This window comes from Hymenobacter jejuensis, from assembly GCF_006337165.1.
GTDB classification, from domain to species: Bacteria; Bacteroidota; Bacteroidia; order Cytophagales; family Hymenobacteraceae; genus Hymenobacter; species Hymenobacter jejuensis.
This window is the reverse complement of sequence record NZ_CP040896.1, coordinates 2,005,287-2,023,083: the sequence shown is the minus strand read 5'-3', so window position 1 is coordinate 2,023,083 and position 17,797 is coordinate 2,005,287. Positions and strand designations below refer to the sequence as shown.

At 55.3% G+C, this 17,797-nt stretch carries 15 protein-coding genes; 13 read left to right on the top strand and 2 right to left on the bottom strand.

Translation table 11 applies throughout. The annotated features are described in order from the left end of the window. Positions 1-65 precede the first annotated feature (65 nt). Both FHG12_RS08235 and FHG12_RS08230 read left to right on the top strand, forming a co-directional pair. Positions 66-1,049: a PorP/SprF family type IX secretion system membrane protein gene (locus tag FHG12_RS08235; RefSeq protein WP_165699341.1), complete on the top strand. Its 984-nt coding sequence runs from the start codon at positions 66-68 to the stop codon at positions 1,047-1,049. A gap of 68 nt (positions 1,050-1,117) precedes the next feature. Continuing rightward, positions 1,118-2,374, top strand: coding sequence for an SUMF1/EgtB/PvdO family nonheme iron enzyme (locus tag FHG12_RS08230; RefSeq protein ID WP_174805793.1), 1,257 nt, complete (start codon positions 1,118-1,120; stop codon positions 2,372-2,374). A gap of 121 nt (positions 2,375-2,495) precedes the next feature. On the opposite strand, the gene FHG12_RS08225 is transcribed toward FHG12_RS08230, so the two are convergent. Next, positions 2,496-3,296: a ComF family protein gene (locus FHG12_RS08225; protein ID WP_139515272.1), complete on the bottom strand. Its 801-nt coding sequence runs from the start codon at positions 3,294-3,296 to the stop codon at positions 2,496-2,498. Positions 3,297-3,406: 110 nt separating this feature from the next. Here FHG12_RS08225 and FHG12_RS08220 point away from each other — a divergent pair, with 110 nt between their 5' ends. From FHG12_RS08220 to FHG12_RS08170, 11 genes are all read left to right on the top strand, one after another. After that, complete coding sequence (locus FHG12_RS08220; protein ID WP_139515271.1) at positions 3,407-3,787, top strand: carboxymuconolactone decarboxylase family protein; 381 nt, start codon at positions 3,407-3,409, stop codon at positions 3,785-3,787. Positions 3,788-3,789: 2 nt separating this feature from the next. Continuing rightward, entirely contained in the window at positions 3,790-4,152 is a 363-nt protein-coding gene (locus tag FHG12_RS08215) for a hypothetical protein (protein WP_139515270.1), read from the top strand. A 172-nt stretch (positions 4,153-4,324) separates the two neighbouring features. After that, complete coding sequence (locus tag FHG12_RS08210; protein ID WP_139515269.1) at positions 4,325-5,086, top strand: exodeoxyribonuclease III; 762 nt, start codon at positions 4,325-4,327, stop codon at positions 5,084-5,086. Positions 5,087-5,171: 85 nt separating this feature from the next. Next, the gene (locus FHG12_RS08205; protein WP_139515268.1) at positions 5,172-8,597 is read left to right on the top strand and encodes a DUF4175 family protein; all 3,426 of its coding nucleotides are present in this window, start codon (positions 5,172-5,174) and stop codon (positions 8,595-8,597) included. A 42-nt stretch (positions 8,598-8,639) separates the two neighbouring features. Beyond that, complete coding sequence (locus FHG12_RS08200) at positions 8,640-9,095, top strand: ATP-binding protein (RefSeq protein WP_139515267.1); 456 nt, start codon at positions 8,640-8,642, stop codon at positions 9,093-9,095. Next, complete coding sequence (gene ybeY / locus FHG12_RS08195) at positions 9,092-9,571, top strand: rRNA maturation RNase YbeY (RefSeq protein WP_139515266.1); 480 nt, start codon at positions 9,092-9,094, stop codon at positions 9,569-9,571. The genes FHG12_RS08200 and ybeY overlap by 4 nt, the downstream gene beginning before the upstream one ends. A gap of 204 nt (positions 9,572-9,775) precedes the next feature. After that, a complete protein-coding gene (mnmG, locus tag FHG12_RS08190) occupies positions 9,776-11,644 on the top strand; it encodes a tRNA uridine-5-carboxymethylaminomethyl(34) synthesis enzyme MnmG (RefSeq protein ID WP_139515265.1) in 1,869 nt (622 codons plus the stop codon). Between the two features lie 94 nt (positions 11,645-11,738). Further along, positions 11,739-12,632, top strand: coding sequence for a class I SAM-dependent methyltransferase (locus FHG12_RS08185; protein ID WP_139515264.1), 894 nt, complete (start codon positions 11,739-11,741; stop codon positions 12,630-12,632). A gap of 31 nt (positions 12,633-12,663) precedes the next feature. Beyond that, the gene (locus tag FHG12_RS08180) at positions 12,664-14,286 is read left to right on the top strand and encodes an Ig-like domain-containing domain (RefSeq protein WP_139515263.1); all 1,623 of its coding nucleotides are present in this window, start codon (positions 12,664-12,666) and stop codon (positions 14,284-14,286) included. A gap of 852 nt (positions 14,287-15,138) precedes the next feature. After that, the gene (locus tag FHG12_RS08175; RefSeq protein ID WP_139517730.1) at positions 15,139-15,630 is read left to right on the top strand and encodes a DUF4385 domain-containing protein; all 492 of its coding nucleotides are present in this window, start codon (positions 15,139-15,141) and stop codon (positions 15,628-15,630) included. A gap of 43 nt (positions 15,631-15,673) precedes the next feature. Continuing rightward, positions 15,674-16,162 (top strand): hypothetical protein, encoded by a 489-nt coding sequence (locus FHG12_RS08170; RefSeq protein WP_139515262.1) that lies wholly within the window; start codon positions 15,674-15,676, stop codon positions 16,160-16,162. A gap of 203 nt (positions 16,163-16,365) precedes the next feature. Here FHG12_RS08170 and FHG12_RS08165 read toward each other — a convergent pair whose 3' ends face one another. Continuing rightward, positions 16,366-17,766: an inorganic phosphate transporter gene (locus FHG12_RS08165; protein WP_139515261.1), complete on the bottom strand. Its 1,401-nt coding sequence runs from the start codon at positions 17,764-17,766 to the stop codon at positions 16,366-16,368. Positions 17,767-17,797 lie beyond the last annotated feature (31 nt).

Sequence of the window (17,797 nt, the reverse complement as noted above, 5' to 3'; positions counted from 1 at the left end):
TGGTTTCGTCTACTTTCAGGTCACAGAAACGTCAAAAGCTGTTTGGTATTGGGTTTGCCGTTGCTATGGCGGGTTTTCAACCGGGAGCTGTGCACGCCCAAGACCTTTATTATGCGCAGCCCTACGCTACACGGCTGCACACCAACCCGGCGTTTGCGGGCTTGCTTGATGATTACAGCATCACCTTTAGCTACCGCAACCAGTTCCCAACGTTGGCGGGCACATTCCAGACGAGCCAGCTGGCCGCCGATTATCGGTTTCGCGACCAGCGCAGCGCGGTAGGCCTGCTGATGAACCTCGACCGCACGGGCTCCATTGGCTACACGCGCTACGAAATCGGTGGCGTCTACGCTTACCACACCCGCCTGACGGAAGACCTAAGCCTAAGCGGCGGCGTGAAAGCCAGCTACGGACACCAACGCATCAGCTACGGCAATCTTGTGTTCGGCGACCAGCTTTCCGACGACGGAACGATCACCGGGCCTTCTGCAGAACCACTTGATTATAAGCCCGTTAACTATTTCAGCATTGGTACAGGCGTTATCCTGTATACCAAGCAGGCGTGGTTGGGGGTGGCCGCGCATCATCTCAATCAACCCGACTTAGGCTTCATGACGCAGAGCAAACTACCTCTGCGTCTGAATATTAATGCGGGTTACAAATACTATTTCGCGCAGACCACCGTTAACAAAGAGCTTCGCGAAATCAGCCTTACACCTACCATCAATTATACTTATCAGGGTGGTTCGCAGCGGGCAGAAGTTGGATTATACGGTACTGTGACCCCCATTACCTTGGGGGCCGTGTACCGGGGAGTACCCCTACCAGGGTCGCTGCATCCGCAGCAAATTCTGACGGCAATTGCCGGGGTCAACGTAGGGGCTTTTCGCTTGGGATACAGTTATGATGTGAGTCTGAGTCAATTCAGTGCAGATTTGGGAGGAGCGCATGAACTTTCACTATCCATCCGGCAGTTCGATGCACTGGAAGCAGCATGGCGCCGATTAAAACGTCGGAATTACCCGGCGATTCCTTGTCCGGCCTTCTAACTTTTTGTATTATTGCATCCAAATTGCCTTCTCTAAAACCTTTAATCACAGGTAGTTTCAACTCAATCATGAATTTCTCCAAGTACCTGCGTTACACCATTGTTGGAGCCTGTGCACTGGCTTCTTGTAAGGGTGGTCCGCCTACCGCTACGAAACCCGGTAAGTACAGCTCGACAACGGGCATCGAGTACAACACCGAAGAGGGCATGAAGGTGGCCGATTATAAGGGCATCCCTGAAGGACCCGGATTGGTATTTATTGAAGGCGGTCGTACCGTGCTGGGTTCAGCCGAGGAAGATGTGGCCATGACGCGCGACAACGTGGAGCGCACCGTGACCATCGCCTCGTTCTATATGGACGAAGCCGAGGTAGCCAACATTCACTGGCTCGAATACCTGCACTTCGTACGCAAAGACTCGTCGGAGGAATTCTATCAGTCGGCGCTGCCCGACACGGCAGTGTGGGCGCGCGAGTTGTCGTTCAACGACCCTTATGTGGATTACTACCTGCGTTACCCCGGCTTCCGCTACTTCCCAGTGGTGGGCGTAAGCTGGTTGCAGGCTAACGACTACTGCACGTGGCGCACAGCCAAAGTCAACGAGCACCTTGCTGGTGTTGACGAAGGTAGCGGCTCAAGCGGCGGTGGCGGCGGCTTGTTTAAGCGCAAAAAGAAGGCAACTGCTGATGCAGCCGAAGGCGCTGACACCGGCGACGGCAAACCCAAAATTTCGATTGAGAACGGCAACACGCTGCCTAATTACCGCCTGCCTACTGAGGCTGAATGGGAATACGCCGCGCAAGCTTTGATCGGAACGCAGGAAACCGGCAACGAAAACCAAGAAAACAAGCGCATCTATCCTTGGGATGGTCGTCAGGTTCGTAACCCATACGGCAAGAACATGGGTAGCTTCCTGGCCAACTTCAAGCGTGGCCGTGGTGACTACGCTGGTATCGCCGGTAGCCTGAACGACGGCGCCATGATCACGGAGTACATCTACAACTACCCTCCGAACGATTACGGCCTCTACAACATGGCTGGCAACGTAAATGAATGGGTACAGGACATTTACCGTCCGCTGTCGTTCGAAGACGTAGAAGACCTGAACCCCTTCCGTCGGAACGGCTTCCTCGACCCTGCTGAGAAGTACGACAAGAAAGGCTACCAGTCGCTCATCGACGACCACGTGCGCGTGTACAAAGGCGGTTCGTGGCGCGACGTAGCTTACTGGCTCTCGCCTGGCACACGTCGCTTCATGGCTGAAGATTCGGCTACCGCTACCATCGGTTTCCGTTGCGCTATGATCAACGCTGGCTCGAACAAGTAAGCTTACTTTTTAACCTATCAAACAAAAAGCCCTTGCAGTTTGCAAGGGCTTTTTGTTTGCTTATACCAACTTATAACTCTTTGACAATCAATAACCTGTAAAATACTCCTTGTTATTCAGGTCAAGCTAGTTCTGCGCTGGCAATGGTCGCAATGCTCACCTCCTGCGCACCGGCCGCCAACAGCACAGCAGCACAAGCTTCCAGGGTAGCACCGGTGGTAAGCACGTCGTCCACTACCAGAATGCGCTTTCCTGCAATGGCTGAGGATTCGGTTACTTCAAAAACGTTCGCTACGTTTTGCCAGCGCTCTACTCTGTTTTTCTGGGTCTGCGACTTAGTGTGAGCTGTGCGGCGCAATGCATGCGCACTCCAAGGCGCCGATAGGGCAGAGGCCAATCCTTCGGCGAAGCTGTCGGCTTGGTTGTAGCCGCGCTGGGCTAGCTTGCGGGGGTGCAGAGGCACGGGTACAATAAGGTCAAATTCGGCGGCGAAGCCCTGAGCAGCTAGCTCGGCCCCGTACCACTGACCCAACACTTGGCCAACTTCCTGCTGCCCCTTGTACTTCAACTGGTGCAACAGATGCTGCACCCGGCCGCGGCGCAGAAACTTCAGGTAGCTCAGCGTGTAGCGCAACGGCACTTTGCCCCAGAACCGACGTGCCAACGGGTTCTGAGCCGGCGCAAGCGTATGGTAACCGGTGTAGGGCAGCTCGACGCGGCAGTTGGTGCAAATATGCTGCTCGCCACGGCGCAAGGCCTCTTCACACGCCAGGCATACCCGCGGAAAAATGAGCGATACAAAATCGGCAAAGGCGGTTTGTATGTTCACAAAACGGTTGGGTTGGGCGTAGGTATCGGGAAGCGAAAAAACCGCAGCTTGAAGGTAGCGCCGGACGGCGGTTTGCCCAAACCGCTGGATCATTTGTGCCTACTTTCGTGTTCTAAATTTCCATCTCCGTTGGGGGCCATCGCTTCGCAAGCGCAAGAACGCTTCAGCGCTAGCCACTAGCTTATCATTCTTACTTCCCATTTATGAGCCTCGTCACCGAATTCAACGACTACCGCCAGCGCATGAACGAAAAGATCATGGCGGCTGATAACAAGGTCATTAAGCGCTTTTTCAACCTCGACACCAATACCTATCAGGAAGGCGCGTTGGATGTAAAAACCAAGGAAATGCTGGGGCTGGCCTGTTCCATGGTGCTACGCTGCGACGATTGCATCAAGTACCACGTCGGCAAATGCTACGAGGAAGGCGTCACGCAAGAGCAACTGTACGAGGTATTTGCGATTGCCAACATCATCGGCGGCAGCATCGTGATTCCGCATTTCCGCCGCGCCGTGGAGTACTGGGAAGTCCTGAAAGAGGAGGGGGCCGTGCCGGCTCCGCCGCACGCCGAACACAGCGCCTAATCATGCTGAATCCGGAAGAAACCGAAGCGCAGTTTGAGCAGCGCTGGTGGGAGCTGATGAACCAAATGCGCGAGCGCTTCGGCAAAAAACCAGACCTCAATGCTCTGCTGCTGCTTATCGGCGTGCAGGAGCTTGGGCAGGGCGCAGGTCCGTTTACCAAAGAACAAAAACAGGACCTGATGCACATTGCTACGTGTAAGCTCTTCAGCATCAGCGGGTACTACGAGCTAGAGCGCATCGATGAAGATGGCTGGCCGCATTACAAACTGTTGCGGCCAGTGCCTTTTGCCAGCCTCAAAGAGCAAGAGCGTATGCTCAAATGGCATATGCTCGAGTATTTTCAGCAACAGGAAGACGAGGAATAACCAAAGCTTTCCAACTGTTTCTGGTTGGCGTTTTCCCACCTGCCAGTCCTCCCAAGCGAAAGCAAAGGGCCTCTGCACAAGTAGTAAAAACTAGTGCGGAAGAGGTCCTTTGCTTTCGCTTGGGAGGACGGTTGATTTGGGTTTTCAACTATTTATCACCGAAGTTTTCCTTTTGAAAATCATCACATATAACGTCAACGGGTTGCGCTCGGCGTTGAGCAAAGGCCTGCTGAGCTGGGTTGAAAACGCGGCGCCAGACGTCCTGTGCTTGCAGGAAATTAAAGCAGGCCGTGAGGCACTGGATATCTCTGGTCTTGAGGCCCTTGGGTATCACGCTTGTTTGCATCCGGCAGAAAAGCCGGGTTACAGCGGCGTAGCTACCTTTTCGAAGCAAAAACCCAACAATGTTGTAATCGGTTGTGGTACTGATTGTTACGACAGCGAGGGCCGCGTGCTGCGCCTAGACTTCGATGGGTTTTCGGTGATCAATACCTACATGCCTTCGGGCACAAGCGGACCGGAGCGGCAGGCGTTCAAAGTTGAGTGGCTGCATTTTTTCCGCAAGTACGTGCATGAGTTGCGGGCCACGGTGCCGCCGCTCGTCATTGTTGGCGACTTCAATTGCTGCCAGCGCGACATCGATCTGCACAGCCCCAAGGCCAACCAAAACAGCCCTGGTTTCACGCCAGAGGAGCGGGCGTGGTTCGCCGATTTCCTCGCCGACGGCTTCACCGACTCGTTTCGTCACCACCACGGCGATGCGGTGGGCCACTACTCCTGGTGGACGTACCGAGCCGGCGCCCGGGCCCGCAACGTGGGCTGGCGCTTAGACCATGTGCTGGTCGATGAGCAGTTGCAACCGCGCATCCAAAACGCTGGTCTTTTGCCCGATGTGGTGCACTCGGATCACTGCCCGGCGTTTGTGGAGTTATAAGGGCGAGGCTTGCTTGCGCGGCACTTTTCTGGTCGGAGCTGCCGTTTAAGCTGTATCTTGTCTGAGCCCGATTTGGTCTGTGTTTATGTCCGTGGAAAAAGCTACGCTCCCTTCAACTGCCCACTTGCCGGCTCTGCAACAGGTGCTCACGCAACTGGATGCTTTTAAGCGCAAGTTTTACCTAAGCCTGCTGGTGCGCGGTGCGCTGGTGGCCGGCGGCCTGTTGCTAACGCTGTTTGTCGTTTTCAACCTGCTCGAATACTTCCTCTACCTGCCCACGTGGGTACGGGGCGGGCTGCTGTTTGGCTTTTTGGGGTTGGTGGTGTACGCGTTTGTGCACTGGATCTGGCAGCCGCTGGCGGCCCTTACCAATTTGCGCCGCCTGCTCACCGATGAGCAAGCCGCTCAACGCGTCGGCGACCTGTTTCCGCAAGTACAGGATAAGCTATTGAATGCCTTGCAGTTACAAGGCAAAGCTCAGGAAAACGCCCTTATCGCGGCGAGCCTAGAGCAGCGGGCGGCGCAGTTTACAGGTCTGGAATTTGCCGATGGCATCAACATCCAAACGCAGACGCGGCCGCTATGGAAATACGTGGCCATTCCGGCGGGCATCATTGTGCTGGTGCTGCTGGTGTACCCAAGCCTGTTTGTGCAGGGTACGGAGCGCATTTTGCACTACCGTCAAGCGTATTCGCCACCTGCACCGTTTCAGTTTGTTCTGGAAAACAAGGACTTACGGGCCTTTCGCAACGAAGATTATAAGCTGAACGTGCGCATAGAAGGCGAAGTACTGCCCAACGAAATCAACATCGTGTACGGCGGCCGCGAACGGCGTCTGACCAAAGAGCAAGGCAACCACTACAGCTTCGAATTCAAGCAGTTGCAAAAAGACGTGGCGTTTCAGCTAGCCGCCGCGGGCTTCACTTCCGATGACTACAACCTGCTGGTGCGTGAGCGGCCCAACCTCCGCGACTTCTCCATGCAGGTAACCTACCCGGCCTACATCGGCAAGCCGGCCGAAACCATCCGCAACAGCGGCAACCTGACCGTGCCCGAAGGCAGCACCGTGCGCTGGGAATTTGCTACCGCCGCCACCGATAAGCTGCAATTGCAATTCAAAAATCCGGACGAAACGGTAATTGCAGAAGAGGCTGATAATCAATTTGTTGTCACGCATCGGGTGATGCGCTCGCAGGAGTACGCGGTGCGCTTGCAAAATGCCATCAGCCTCAACCGCGACCCCATTCAGTATCAGATTACGGCCATTCAGGATCAAGTGCCGGAGGTGACGGTAGAGAGCTTCGCCGACACGACCTCGCTGCGCTACTTGGCCCTAGGTGGCTCAGTGCGAGACGATTATGGCCTGACGCGTTTGCAGTTACATTACCGCGTTACGTCGGCTCAGAACCCAAATACGGGCTACAAAGCGCGGGCGCTGCCGTTGCAAAGCGGCTCGGCTCAGACGTATGCTTACCAATGGGATTTGCAGCCGCTCAACATGAAGCCCGGCGACCGCCTCGAATACTTCGTGCAGGTATGGGACAACGACGGCGTGCACGGCCCCAAAAGCGCCCGGACGCGCCAAGCTGAGTTCAAGCTGCCGGCCCGCGCCGAGTTGCAAAAACAGCTGAACGAGCAGGCCCAGTCCATGCAAAACCAGCTAAGCCAGAGCGCGCAGCAGTCGAAGAAGCTGGAGCGCGAACTGGCCAAGGCCGGTGACAAGCTCAAGACCAAGCGCGACCTCAACTTTCAGGACCGCAAGCAGCTGGAAGAGATGCTGAACCAGAAGCAGCAGATGGACCAGCAGATGGCCGAGGTCAAGAAGATGTTCGAGGAGATGAACCAGAAGCAGGACCAGTTTGACCCCAAAAGCGAGCAGCTAAAAGAGAAGGCCGAAGAACTGAAGAAGCTCATGGAAACCCTGCTCGACCCCGAAACCAAGAAGCTTTACGAGCAGCTGCAAAAGCTTTTGGAACAGCAGCAGGACATGGTACAGCCCGAAATGCAGAAGCTTTTGCAACAGCTTGAAAACAAGGAGAATACGTTGCAGAAAGAGTTGGAGCGGGCTCTGGAGATGTTCAAGCAGCTGCAATACGAGCAGAAGATGGAATCGGCGACCAACAAGCTCGATGAGCTAGCCAAAGAGCAGCAGAAGCTGGCCGACGAAACCCAGAAAAACGACAAAGCTAACCAGCAAGGCGACAAGCAACAGCAGCAACAAAAGCAGCAGGAGCTAAAGCAGCAGCAAGCCCAGATGCAGCAGCAATTTGAAGACGTCAAGAAAGACCTGCAGGACCTGAAGAAAATCGACGAGCAGCTCGAAAATGAGAACGGCGCCGACGAGATGAAACAGGAGCAGCAGCAGGTGGAGCAGGAAATGGAAGAAAGCCAGCAGGAGCTAGGCAAAAACCAGAACCAGAAAGCCAGCCAGAGCCAAAAAGACGCCGCGCAGAAAATGCAGCAGATGGCTCAGAAAATGAAGGACCAGCAGAGCGAGGAAGAAAGCGATCAGCAGCAGGAAAACATCGACGACCTGCGCGACATCTTGGAAAACCTGCTCAAGCTCTCATTTGACCAGGAAGGCGTGATGAAGGAGTTTCGGCAAGTCGACCAGACCGACCCGCGCTTTGTGCAGCTGAGCCAGCAGCAGCGCAAGCTCAAAGACGACGCAGCCGTGATTCAGGATTCGCTGTACGCACTGGCCAAAAAGGCGGCTCAGATTCAGTCATTTGTAACCCGCGAAGTAGGGGAGATGAACGGCCGCATGGACGAATCGCTCGACCAGATTCGGCAGCGTAACGTAAGCCGCGCTACCAGCAGCCAGCAATTGGCCATGACGTCGATGAACAACCTGGCGCTTATGCTGGACGCGGCTTTGCAGCAAATGCAGGAAGAACAGCGCCAAGGACAGCAGCAACAGCAGCAAGGCGGCGGCAAATCGGGCCGCAAAAAAAAGAAGGGCAGTGCCGCCGGCGAAGGCCAGATGGGGCGCATGCAGCAACAACTCAACCAGCAGATTCAGCAGCTTCAGCAAAGCGGCAAATCGGGTCGGGCTATGTCGGAGGAATTAGCCAAGCTCGCAGCTCAACAGCAAATGCTGCGGCAGGCCATGGGCGACCTGGAAAAAATGCAGCAGCAGGGCAAGCCCGGTGGCCCAAATGCAAAAGATGGCAAAGGCCAGGAGGGTGCGGGCGGAACCGGCGACATCAAAAAAATGATGGAACAAACCGAGACCGACCTCGTAAATAAGCGGCTGACGGAGCAGACCATTATGCGCCAGCGCCAAATCCTGACTCGTTTGCTGGAAGCCGAGAAATCGGCCCGCGAGCGGGACCAGGATGACAAGCGCGAAGCGCAGACGGCCCAAAATCGACCACCTGTTTTTCCGCCTGCTTTTGACAAATACAAACGCCAGAAAGACCGGCAAACCGAGTTGCTCCGCACCGTGCCACCAGCCCTCACGCCGTACTACCAGCGCGAGGTGAGTGAATATTTTCAGAAAATGAAGTAGCACCTCGCTATTTTTACCGCCGCTGCCCCCTTACCCTCCCTTATGAAGCAGGTCAAAATTCAGATTCCTTCGCTCGTTGAGAACATCCGCGTGGTAGAAAGTTTCATCGATAACTCGAAAGATACCTTCCACATTGAAGACGATATTTACGGCAATATCATGGTGGCCGTCACGGAGGCGGTAAACAACGCAATTCGCCACGGCAACAAGTTCGACAAGGACAAAAACGTCTATTTGTCGCTGTACGTCGATAAAGACCGGGTGAAGTTTGAAGTGGAAGACGAAGGCAACGGGTTTGATTACACCAACCTGATCGACCCTACGGCTCCCGAAAATCTCGAAAACCCCGGCGGTCGCGGCATCTTCCTGATTCGCCATTTGGCCGACGAAGTGGAGTTTAACAAGGACGGCCGCAACGTGCAGCTCACTTTTATGCTCAGCCCCGACACGGCCGACGAATCGGCTGCTACCACTTCTTCCGACCAGACTGCGGCATGACCTCGTTGCCCCCCGACCACGACGAAGAGCCGATGGATGAACCGTATGAGGTTCATGGCATTGAGTTCTTGGTAGAAGATGTTGATTTCGAACTAACTGATGCTGAGGAACTTACCTCTTGGATAGAACGCGTAGCCGAAGTACACGAACACGAAATCGTGCACCTGACCTACATTTTCTGCTCCGATGAGTACCTGCACCAAGTCAATGTCGAATACCTCGAACACGATACCTACACGGACGTGATCACCTTCGACAACGCCGACGACGCCGACATCATCGAAGGCGACGTGTTCATCAGCGTAGAACGGGTGCGGGACAATGCCCAGCAACTCGGCGTCGCGTTTCGCGATGAGCTGCACCGCGTCATGATTCATGGAGTGTTGCACCTGCTTGGCTACGCCGACAAAGACTTGCTGAGCCAGACGGCGATGCGCAAAAAAGAAGACGACTGCCTATCTTTGCGCACGTTCTGAGCGCGTTGCGTTAGGTACTTTCTGGTAACCACCTCAAAACCGCCAACCGTTTCGACCGAAACGGGGGCGGTTTTTGGTTTTCTAGGGCATGCTACCGGACAACTGACTCTTCCTGAACCAGAAACAGGAACTAGTTTTTAGATCTGGCACAAAACTTACTTCTCCGCTGTTCTCCCCAGCAGTTCCCAAATAACACCCCCGATTATGTTCACTGAGCAGGAATACGATGTCATTGTAGTAGGAGCGGGCCATGCCGGCTGCGAAGCGGCGGCCGCGGCAGCCAACCTCGGCTCGAAGGTGCTGCTCGTGACCATGAACATGAACACGATTGCGCAGATGTCGTGCAACCCCGCGATGGGCGGCGTGGCCAAAGGCCAGATCGTGCGGGAAATTGACGCGCTGGGCGGGCAATCGGGCATTGTGACCGACAAAACCATGATCCAGTTCCGGATGCTAAACCGCTCGAAAGGCCCCGCCATGTGGAGCCCGCGCGCGCAAAGCGACCGCATGCGTTTTGCCGAAGAGTGGCGCATGACCCTCGAGCAAACGCCCAACGTAGATTTTTGGCAGGAAGCTGTAATGGGCTTGGTGGTCGAAAATGATACGGTGGTCGGCGTGCGCACCCAGCTTGGCATTGAGTTTCGGGCAAAAAGCGTGGTGCTGACCAACGGTACGTTTCTCAACGGCCTGATCCACATTGGGGAGAAAAATTTTGGCGGCGGACGCGCCGCCGAACGCGGTAGCACGGGCATTACGGAGCAGCTGAAAGAGCTGGGTTTCGAAGCCGGCCGCATGAAAACCGGTACGCCACCCCGCGTCGATGGCCGCTCGCTGGACTACAGCAAAATGGAAGTGCAGCCCGGCGACGAGGAGCCGAGTAAATTCTCCTACCTCGACACGCCTCGCCTGACCACCCAGCGCCCGTGCTACATCACCTACACCAATTCTGAGGTGCACAACATTCTGCGCGAGGGCTTCGAGAAGTCGCCCATGTTTCAGGGTCGCATCAAGGGCTTAGGACCGCGCTATTGCCCGTCGGTGGAGGACAAAATCAACCGCTTCGCCGACAAGGACCGCCACCAGATTTTTGTGGAGCCCGAAGGCTGGAGCACGGTGGAAGTGTACGTGAATGGCTTTAGCTCGTCGTTGCCGGAAGACGTGCAATACCGCGCCTTGCGCAAGATTGTGGGCTTCGAGAACGCCAAGATGTTCCGGCCGGGTTATGCCATCGAGTACGATTTCTTCCCGCCGACCCAGCTCAACCTGACGCTGGAAACCAAGCGCATCAAAAACCTCTACTTCGCCGGCCAGATCAACGGTACTACGGGCTACGAAGAGGCTGCTTGCCAAGGCCTTATGGCCGGTATCAACGCCCATAATCGCGTGCACGGCAAAGAGCCTTTCATCCTGAAAAGGAGCGAAGCCTACATCGGCGTCCTCATCGACGACTTGGTAAACAAAGGCACCGACGAGCCCTACCGCATGTTTACGTCGCGGGCCGAACACCGCATCTTGCTCCGCCAAGACAATGCCGATATCCGCCTCACGCCGCTTGGCCACAAGCTTGGCTTAGCATCGGAAGAACGCATGCGGCGCGTGGAAGAAAAGCTTCGCCAGACCACGGAAGTGCTTGAGCTGCTGAAGAATATGCCCGTGGAGGCCGCCGAAGTCAATGGGTTGCTGGAATCGATTGGCTCGGCGCCCATCACGGAAAAGACGCGCGCGATCAACTTGCTGCGTCGGCCGAACGTGGAGCTGGCTCACTTGATCAGCGTGCTTCCGGCGCTTGCTTTACAACTATCTGTATATCAAGAATATAGCTTAGAGCAAGCCATTATCAATATCAAGTACGAAACGTACATCGAGAAGGAATACCAGCAGGCTGCACGCTTCTTGGAGCTGGAAAACTTCGTGATTCAGGGCCGCTTGGATTACAAGCAAATGCCTGCCCTTTCGCACGAAGCCCGCGAAAAGCTCCTGCGCGTACAACCCGAAACCATTGGTCAAGCCTCGCGCATCAGCGGAGTGTCGCCAGCCGATATTTCGGTCCTGATGGTGTACTTGGGTAAGTAATGTTGAATTTTGAGTGCGGAGGCAAATTGGGGTACCGTATTGGTTCTCCTGATGGGCTTCCGCACTCAGAGTTTTGCCTCCATAATTTCAATCCGTGTCCTACGAACGTTTGGATAAATGCCCGGTGTGTGGGAAAAGCGACTTTCGCAACAAGCTGGTAGTCGAAGACAAGTCGGTGAGTAAGGAAAGCTTCGCCATTGTGCAGTGCGAGGCGTGCAGTTTTCAGTTTACCAATCCGCGGCCCAACGCGGACCAGATCGGGCGCTATTACGAGTCCGACGACTACGTGTCGCACAACAGTGCCGCGGCGGGCGTCATCAACCAAGCCTACCGCATCGCACGCTTTTTCACGATGCGCCGCAAGGTGAGCTTACTGAACAAGCACGCGCCGCGCAAAGGCAAAATATTGGATTACGGATGCGGCACGGGCCATTTTTTAGCCGCCTGCAAAGCGAGCCATTGGCAAATAGTGGGTATTGAGCCCAATGCGCGGGCACGCGAAGAAGCGGCACGACGCGTGGGCCAGCCCATCGGCTCCGGCAGTCTCGATTCGTTGGAGGCCGGCACTTTCGATGCCGTTACGCTCTGGCACGTGCTCGAACACGTACACACGCTCAACGAAACCCTGCGTCAGCTCATCGGCCTGCTCAAGCCCGACGGCGTGCTGATCATTGCTGTACCCAACGTCGATAGCCTTGATGCTCAGCACTATCGCCAAGATTGGGCGGCGTACGATGTGCCCCGGCACTTGTACCATTTCGCGCCCAAAACGATGACGCAACTGCTCAAAAAGCACAAGATGATCGTGCGCGAAACGCTGCCGATGGAGCTGGATGCTTACTATGTGAGCATGCTCAGTGAAAAGCACCGGGCCGAGCGCGGCGGTGGTTTGCTTACGGTGCTAAAGACTGGTTTTCAGTCCAATAAATACGCCGCGCAACACAACGGGCAATATTCTAGCCTGATTTACGTAGCTAGCAAACGCTGATTTTCTACTTTTCCACTGCCTTCGCCCGCCGATGTTCGTTCGCGCTGATCTGCTGCTTCTTCTGTCTGTTAGTTCTTTGCTCGGTGGCTGCGCGGCCGTCAGTTCTCCCGAAGGTGGCCCCCGCGACACGGTGGCGCCCAAGCTGGTGAGTACGACGCCCGCCAATGGGGCGCGCAACGTGAAGGAACAAACGGTGCGGCTGGTGTTTTCGGAGTCGGTGCAGGTAAAGGACTTGCAGAAGAAGTTGATTGTGGCACCCGTCATTCCGGACGCCAACCACTACAAAGTGCGGGAGGAGCGCAACGCCATCAGCCTCACGTTTGAGAAGCCTTTTGACGCGAATACCACGTACTCCTTCAACTTTGGCGATGCCGTTTCGGATATCACCGAAAGCACGCCGGCCAAAGATGTACTATTCAGCTTCAGCACCGGCCCTCAGCTGGATTCGGGCTCGGTGCGAGGCGTTGTACACGACCTGCTTACAGGCCAACCGGCCAACGAAGCCTCGGTAATTCTGTATCCGGAAGCCGATACTTTGGGTGTGCGCCGCGGCAAGCCGTATTACTTGGCGCGTACTGATAAGACCGGAAATTTTGCCTTGCGCAACCTCAAAGAAGGCAAGTACCGCATGTATGCTTTGGCCGACAAAAACCAGAGCGGTCGCTACGAAGAAGGGGAGAAGATTGCTTACCTACCCGATTTGCTCACAGTTCGGCCCGGCGTCGATAGCCTGCGCTTCGAGCTGGTGCGCCCGGATGCTCGCAAAGCGCTGATTACTTCCCAGCAGCCTGGGTTCAACAACTACAAAATCGGCCTGAACGAAGGTATCCAGCAAGCCTCGCTCACACCGCTGAACGCTTCGGCCACGACGCCCGAGCTCACCGAAGCGGTGCAAATGGCAGAAAAAGGCCGGTCGGTCATTCTCTACAAAACGCCTGTCCTCCCCGAAGGCCGCTATATTCTGGCTACTACCGACAGCGTGGGCAACACCGGCCGCGATACCCTCAACGTGCGCTTTCAGGGTACTGCTCCCGCCCGTCGCGGCCCGGCCTATTCCCTTGAGGGCGGCGGCCGGGAAGTATATCGGCAGGGCCAGCTGCGCATTCAGTTCAACGAACCGGTTCGCCTGGCAGCGAATAAGCCTTTTGGTACGCTGGTCGAAGACTCTACCTCGCGTCGGCCGTTGCGCGCCCCTCAGGATGGCTCGCTCAATCCCGAGCGCAACCAGTTGATTATCAATCTGAATACAAAAGCTAAAAACAAGATCTCCTTGGTGCTCGACAGCACCGCGATCACTTCGGTGACGGGGTCACGGCTGGGTTTTCGTCCGATTCCGTTGCGCCTCACCGAGCAATCTCCGTTCGGAACGCTCAGCGGCACCATCCAAACCAAGTACAAGCGCTACACGCTGCAACTGCTCGACAACACGTATCAACTGGTGCAGTCGCTGGATAGCCCGCGCAATACGTTTCGGTTCGACTTCCTGACACCGGGCACTTACCGCATTCGGGTGCTCATCGATGCCGACGCCAACGGCTCCTGGCGCGGCGGCGATCCCAAACTGCTGCTCCCCGCTGAGCCCGTTTATATCTATCCCCAGACCAAGCAAGTACGCGCTGGCTGGGAAGAAGAGGCCATCAAGCTAACCTTTTAGGCTGTTCGCCGCCGCCATGCTCGCAGTTATGGGCTGGTTTTCGCCTCTTTTCGTCCTTTAGTTACTGTTTTTTGGCCGCCTGCTGCGGGGCCGGAAGAACGGTATTTGACCTGTTTTTTGGCTCCCAAGCTGAAGTATCCACACCCCTGACCTGCGATTCAAGTTACTGAGGGGCTTTTTCGCCCTTTTTCCACACGCATTCCACAGGTTTATCCACGTAGCGCCATCACAATGGGGAAATCTGTGGATAACACTGGGGAAACATGGGGATAAGCGGTGGACAAAAAGCGGATAACGTTTTTTGCACATCTCACTCCCGCTACAGGCCAACAGAGGCGTGGATAAGGGTGGATAACTTTGCACCGAAAACTCCACAATTCACAATGGGGAAAAGGTGTGAATTGTGGATTCGTGGATAACGCTGTGGATTGTGAATAATTGATATAAAACATCTTATAATCAATCATTTATAATCAACATACCCTGTTGATAGCCGGTGCATAAACGAGGACTTGTACACAAGTTATCAGCCCTGTTAATAACCTTTTTCGCTTATCCACTTATGCACAGCCCTAACGACTGGGGACAAAGAGATATTTTTTAAAAAATTTATTTCAAAAGTTATTAACCATGTGGAAAAGCTCGTGGGCCGGCTCGGTTTGAAAAGTTGAGCCCGGGCCAGTCGGCCGGGAGCACAGGGAAAAGCAATGCGGCCCGGAAACAAAAGCCACCGGGCGCGAAAAATCGGCGACTATCCACTTTTCCACGGTATGCCGTGTGGAAAAGTGGATAGTTCGGCTACTGGGCGCTGGTTTTGCGTATACCCGCACCAAAACCGCTTGCACCTGCCGTATGCCCTTCGACTACACCCTCGATTTTCACCAAACCGATTTTCGGCGGCACCCAGAGCTTTACCGCGTCGGCAAAGGCGAGCAGGGGGTATTGTTGGTGGAGCCTTACAAGGGCGAAATCCTGCCGCATTGGCGCTTTCGCACCCCAGAAATCGCCCGCGAATCGTCGGAGCAGATTTACGCCTTGTTTCTCGACTACCTCAAAGCCCAGGATTTTGTGGGTGCCGACATGGCCCGCAAGTTTTTGCAGATGGGCTACACCCGCGCCCGCCGCTACGCCAACCACCGCGGCGGCAAGAAATACGCCGGTCCGGTGCCCGCCGACAAAAAGGGGCAGAGCGGAGCGCACGGCCGTGCAGAGCTACCCCGCTCACCCGAAGACGCCGACAAGGCCGTGGCGGCCTCTATTTTCAAAGAAAAATGGGATCAGGCGCGGCAGCACCCCGACTACATACGCCAGCGCCTCGACTTTGAGCAGCGCTACGGCAAATAAGAACTTCTACCTTTAACCCCAATTTTCACCAGAGGCCACCGCTATGAACACTCCCCAATCACCACAATCCTCCAGCACAGAAGAACACGAAATCATCCTCGGCACGGGCATGGGGCCGCTGAAATTCGGCGCTTCCATGGACGAAGTGCGCACCCTGATGGGAGAGCCCGAAGAAATCGAAGAAGCCGAAGACGACGACGAGTTTGAACACCAGGCTTGGAACTACCTCGAAGAAGGCTATTCGCTTTACTTCGATCGCGAAGACGATTACCGCCTCAGCTGCATCGAAACCGACCATCCGGGCATGCGCCTTTTCGGCGAGTCTGTGCATGGCAAAAGCGTGCAGGAAGTACAGGAGCTGATGAGCCGCAACGGCCTCGAAACGCCCGAGGTCGAGAAGATGGATACTGGCGAAACCCGTCTCTCCTACGAGAAGGAAATGATTGACCTTTACTTTGATGAAGATCAGCTTCAGTTCGTCAACTTCGGGGTGTTTATAAACGACGATCTCGAAGTGCAATGGCCCTCTTAGGCAAGTAGTTATCCACAAAAACACCAATTTTAGGTGTGGAAAAGTGGATAAGTGCCTAATAGCTTAGGTAGTTAGGTGCTTTTTGATTCCGGTTCGTCTGACTAGCCTGTGGAAAACTCAATGTTTACTGGCTGGTAACTCAACAAAAAAGCCGCTCCTAATTGGAGCGGCTTTTTTGTGTGTTTCAAAGAATAGCAGTTTCGCTATAAAACAGCGCGGAAGAGCAAGAATAAACCGCCCGCCAAAAACATCGTGACAGGCAGCGTGAGTACCCAGGCCAGGGCAATGTTGCGCACCATCTGGGGGTTCAGGTTCTTGACGCCGCGGTTGGCTACCATCGAGCCGGCAATGGCCGACGACAGAACGTGCGTGGTGCTGGTAGGCAAGCCATAGTTGGTACTGACGCCAATCATGAGGGCCGCAACTAATTCTGATGAAGCACCTTGGGCATACGTAAGGTGCTCTTTGCCAATGCGTTCGCCGATGGTCTTTACGATGCGCTGCCAGCCAATCATGGTGCCTAGCCCCAACGACAGCGACACGATCAGCAGCACCCACGAAGGCGCGTAGTCGGTGAAGGATTTCATCTCTTTGATGGCCCCTTCGTACATCGTGCGATCGGCGGTACTGATGCTGATGCGCTTGCTGCCCATGAGCTTGGCCGCGCGGTTGTTCAGCAATAGAATATCGCGGCGAATCTCGAAACGCGTGTTGCGCGGCAACTGATCAACAGACGTCTTGCTGGCAAAAATCCGGTCTAGATCATTGGTTTGGGTTCGCGCTTCGGCGAGCAGCTGTCGGTCGTCGGCATCCAGATCCTGCGGATTTACTTTCTGCAATACTTGCTCAATCTTCACCAGCGAATCGCGCATGTCCAGCGGGTTCAGGTCTTGGTTCAGCGCGAAGAAGGTCGGAACTATGCCAATGAGTATCAGCATGATAAGTCCTACACCTTTCTGGCCGTCGTTGGAGCCGTGGAAGAAGCTCACCAGCGTACAGGTCGTGATCAGGATCAGGCGAATCCAGAGGGGCGGTGGCTTGCGCTTGTGAGGCTCCTTAAAGATGGCCTTGCTGCGGACAAAGCGCTTGAGCAGAAACATCATGATGATGGTCAGCGAAAAGCCGAAGATCGGGCTGATGATCAGGGCCAGCATGGTTTCGCCGGCCTTGGCCCAGTTGACGGCCGCGCTGGCCGTGTCGGGCAGGAAGGTGAAGGCAATACCGACGCCCAGAATCGAGCCGATCAGCGCGTGAGAGCTCGACGAAGGCAGGCCGTAATACCACGTTCCGACGTTCCAGATGATGGCCGAAAGAATGAGTGCGCCCACCATGGCAATGCCATGATAAACGTTCTGATCGACCAGGCTTTCGACGGGCAGCAGGTACACAATGCCCATGGCCACGCCAATGCCACCGGCAAATACGCCGATGAAATTCCAGAAGGCCGACCACACCACGGCTACCCAGGGGCGTAGCGTATTGGTGTAGATGACCGTGGCAACGGCGTTAGCCGTGTCGTGAAAACCGTTAACAAATTCGAAGGCGCAGGCTGCAACAAGGCACGCAAGCAGCAGCAGCAACACATGAGGCTCTAAGCCAAACATAGGGGGGGAATTGGTGAAAAAACGATACGGG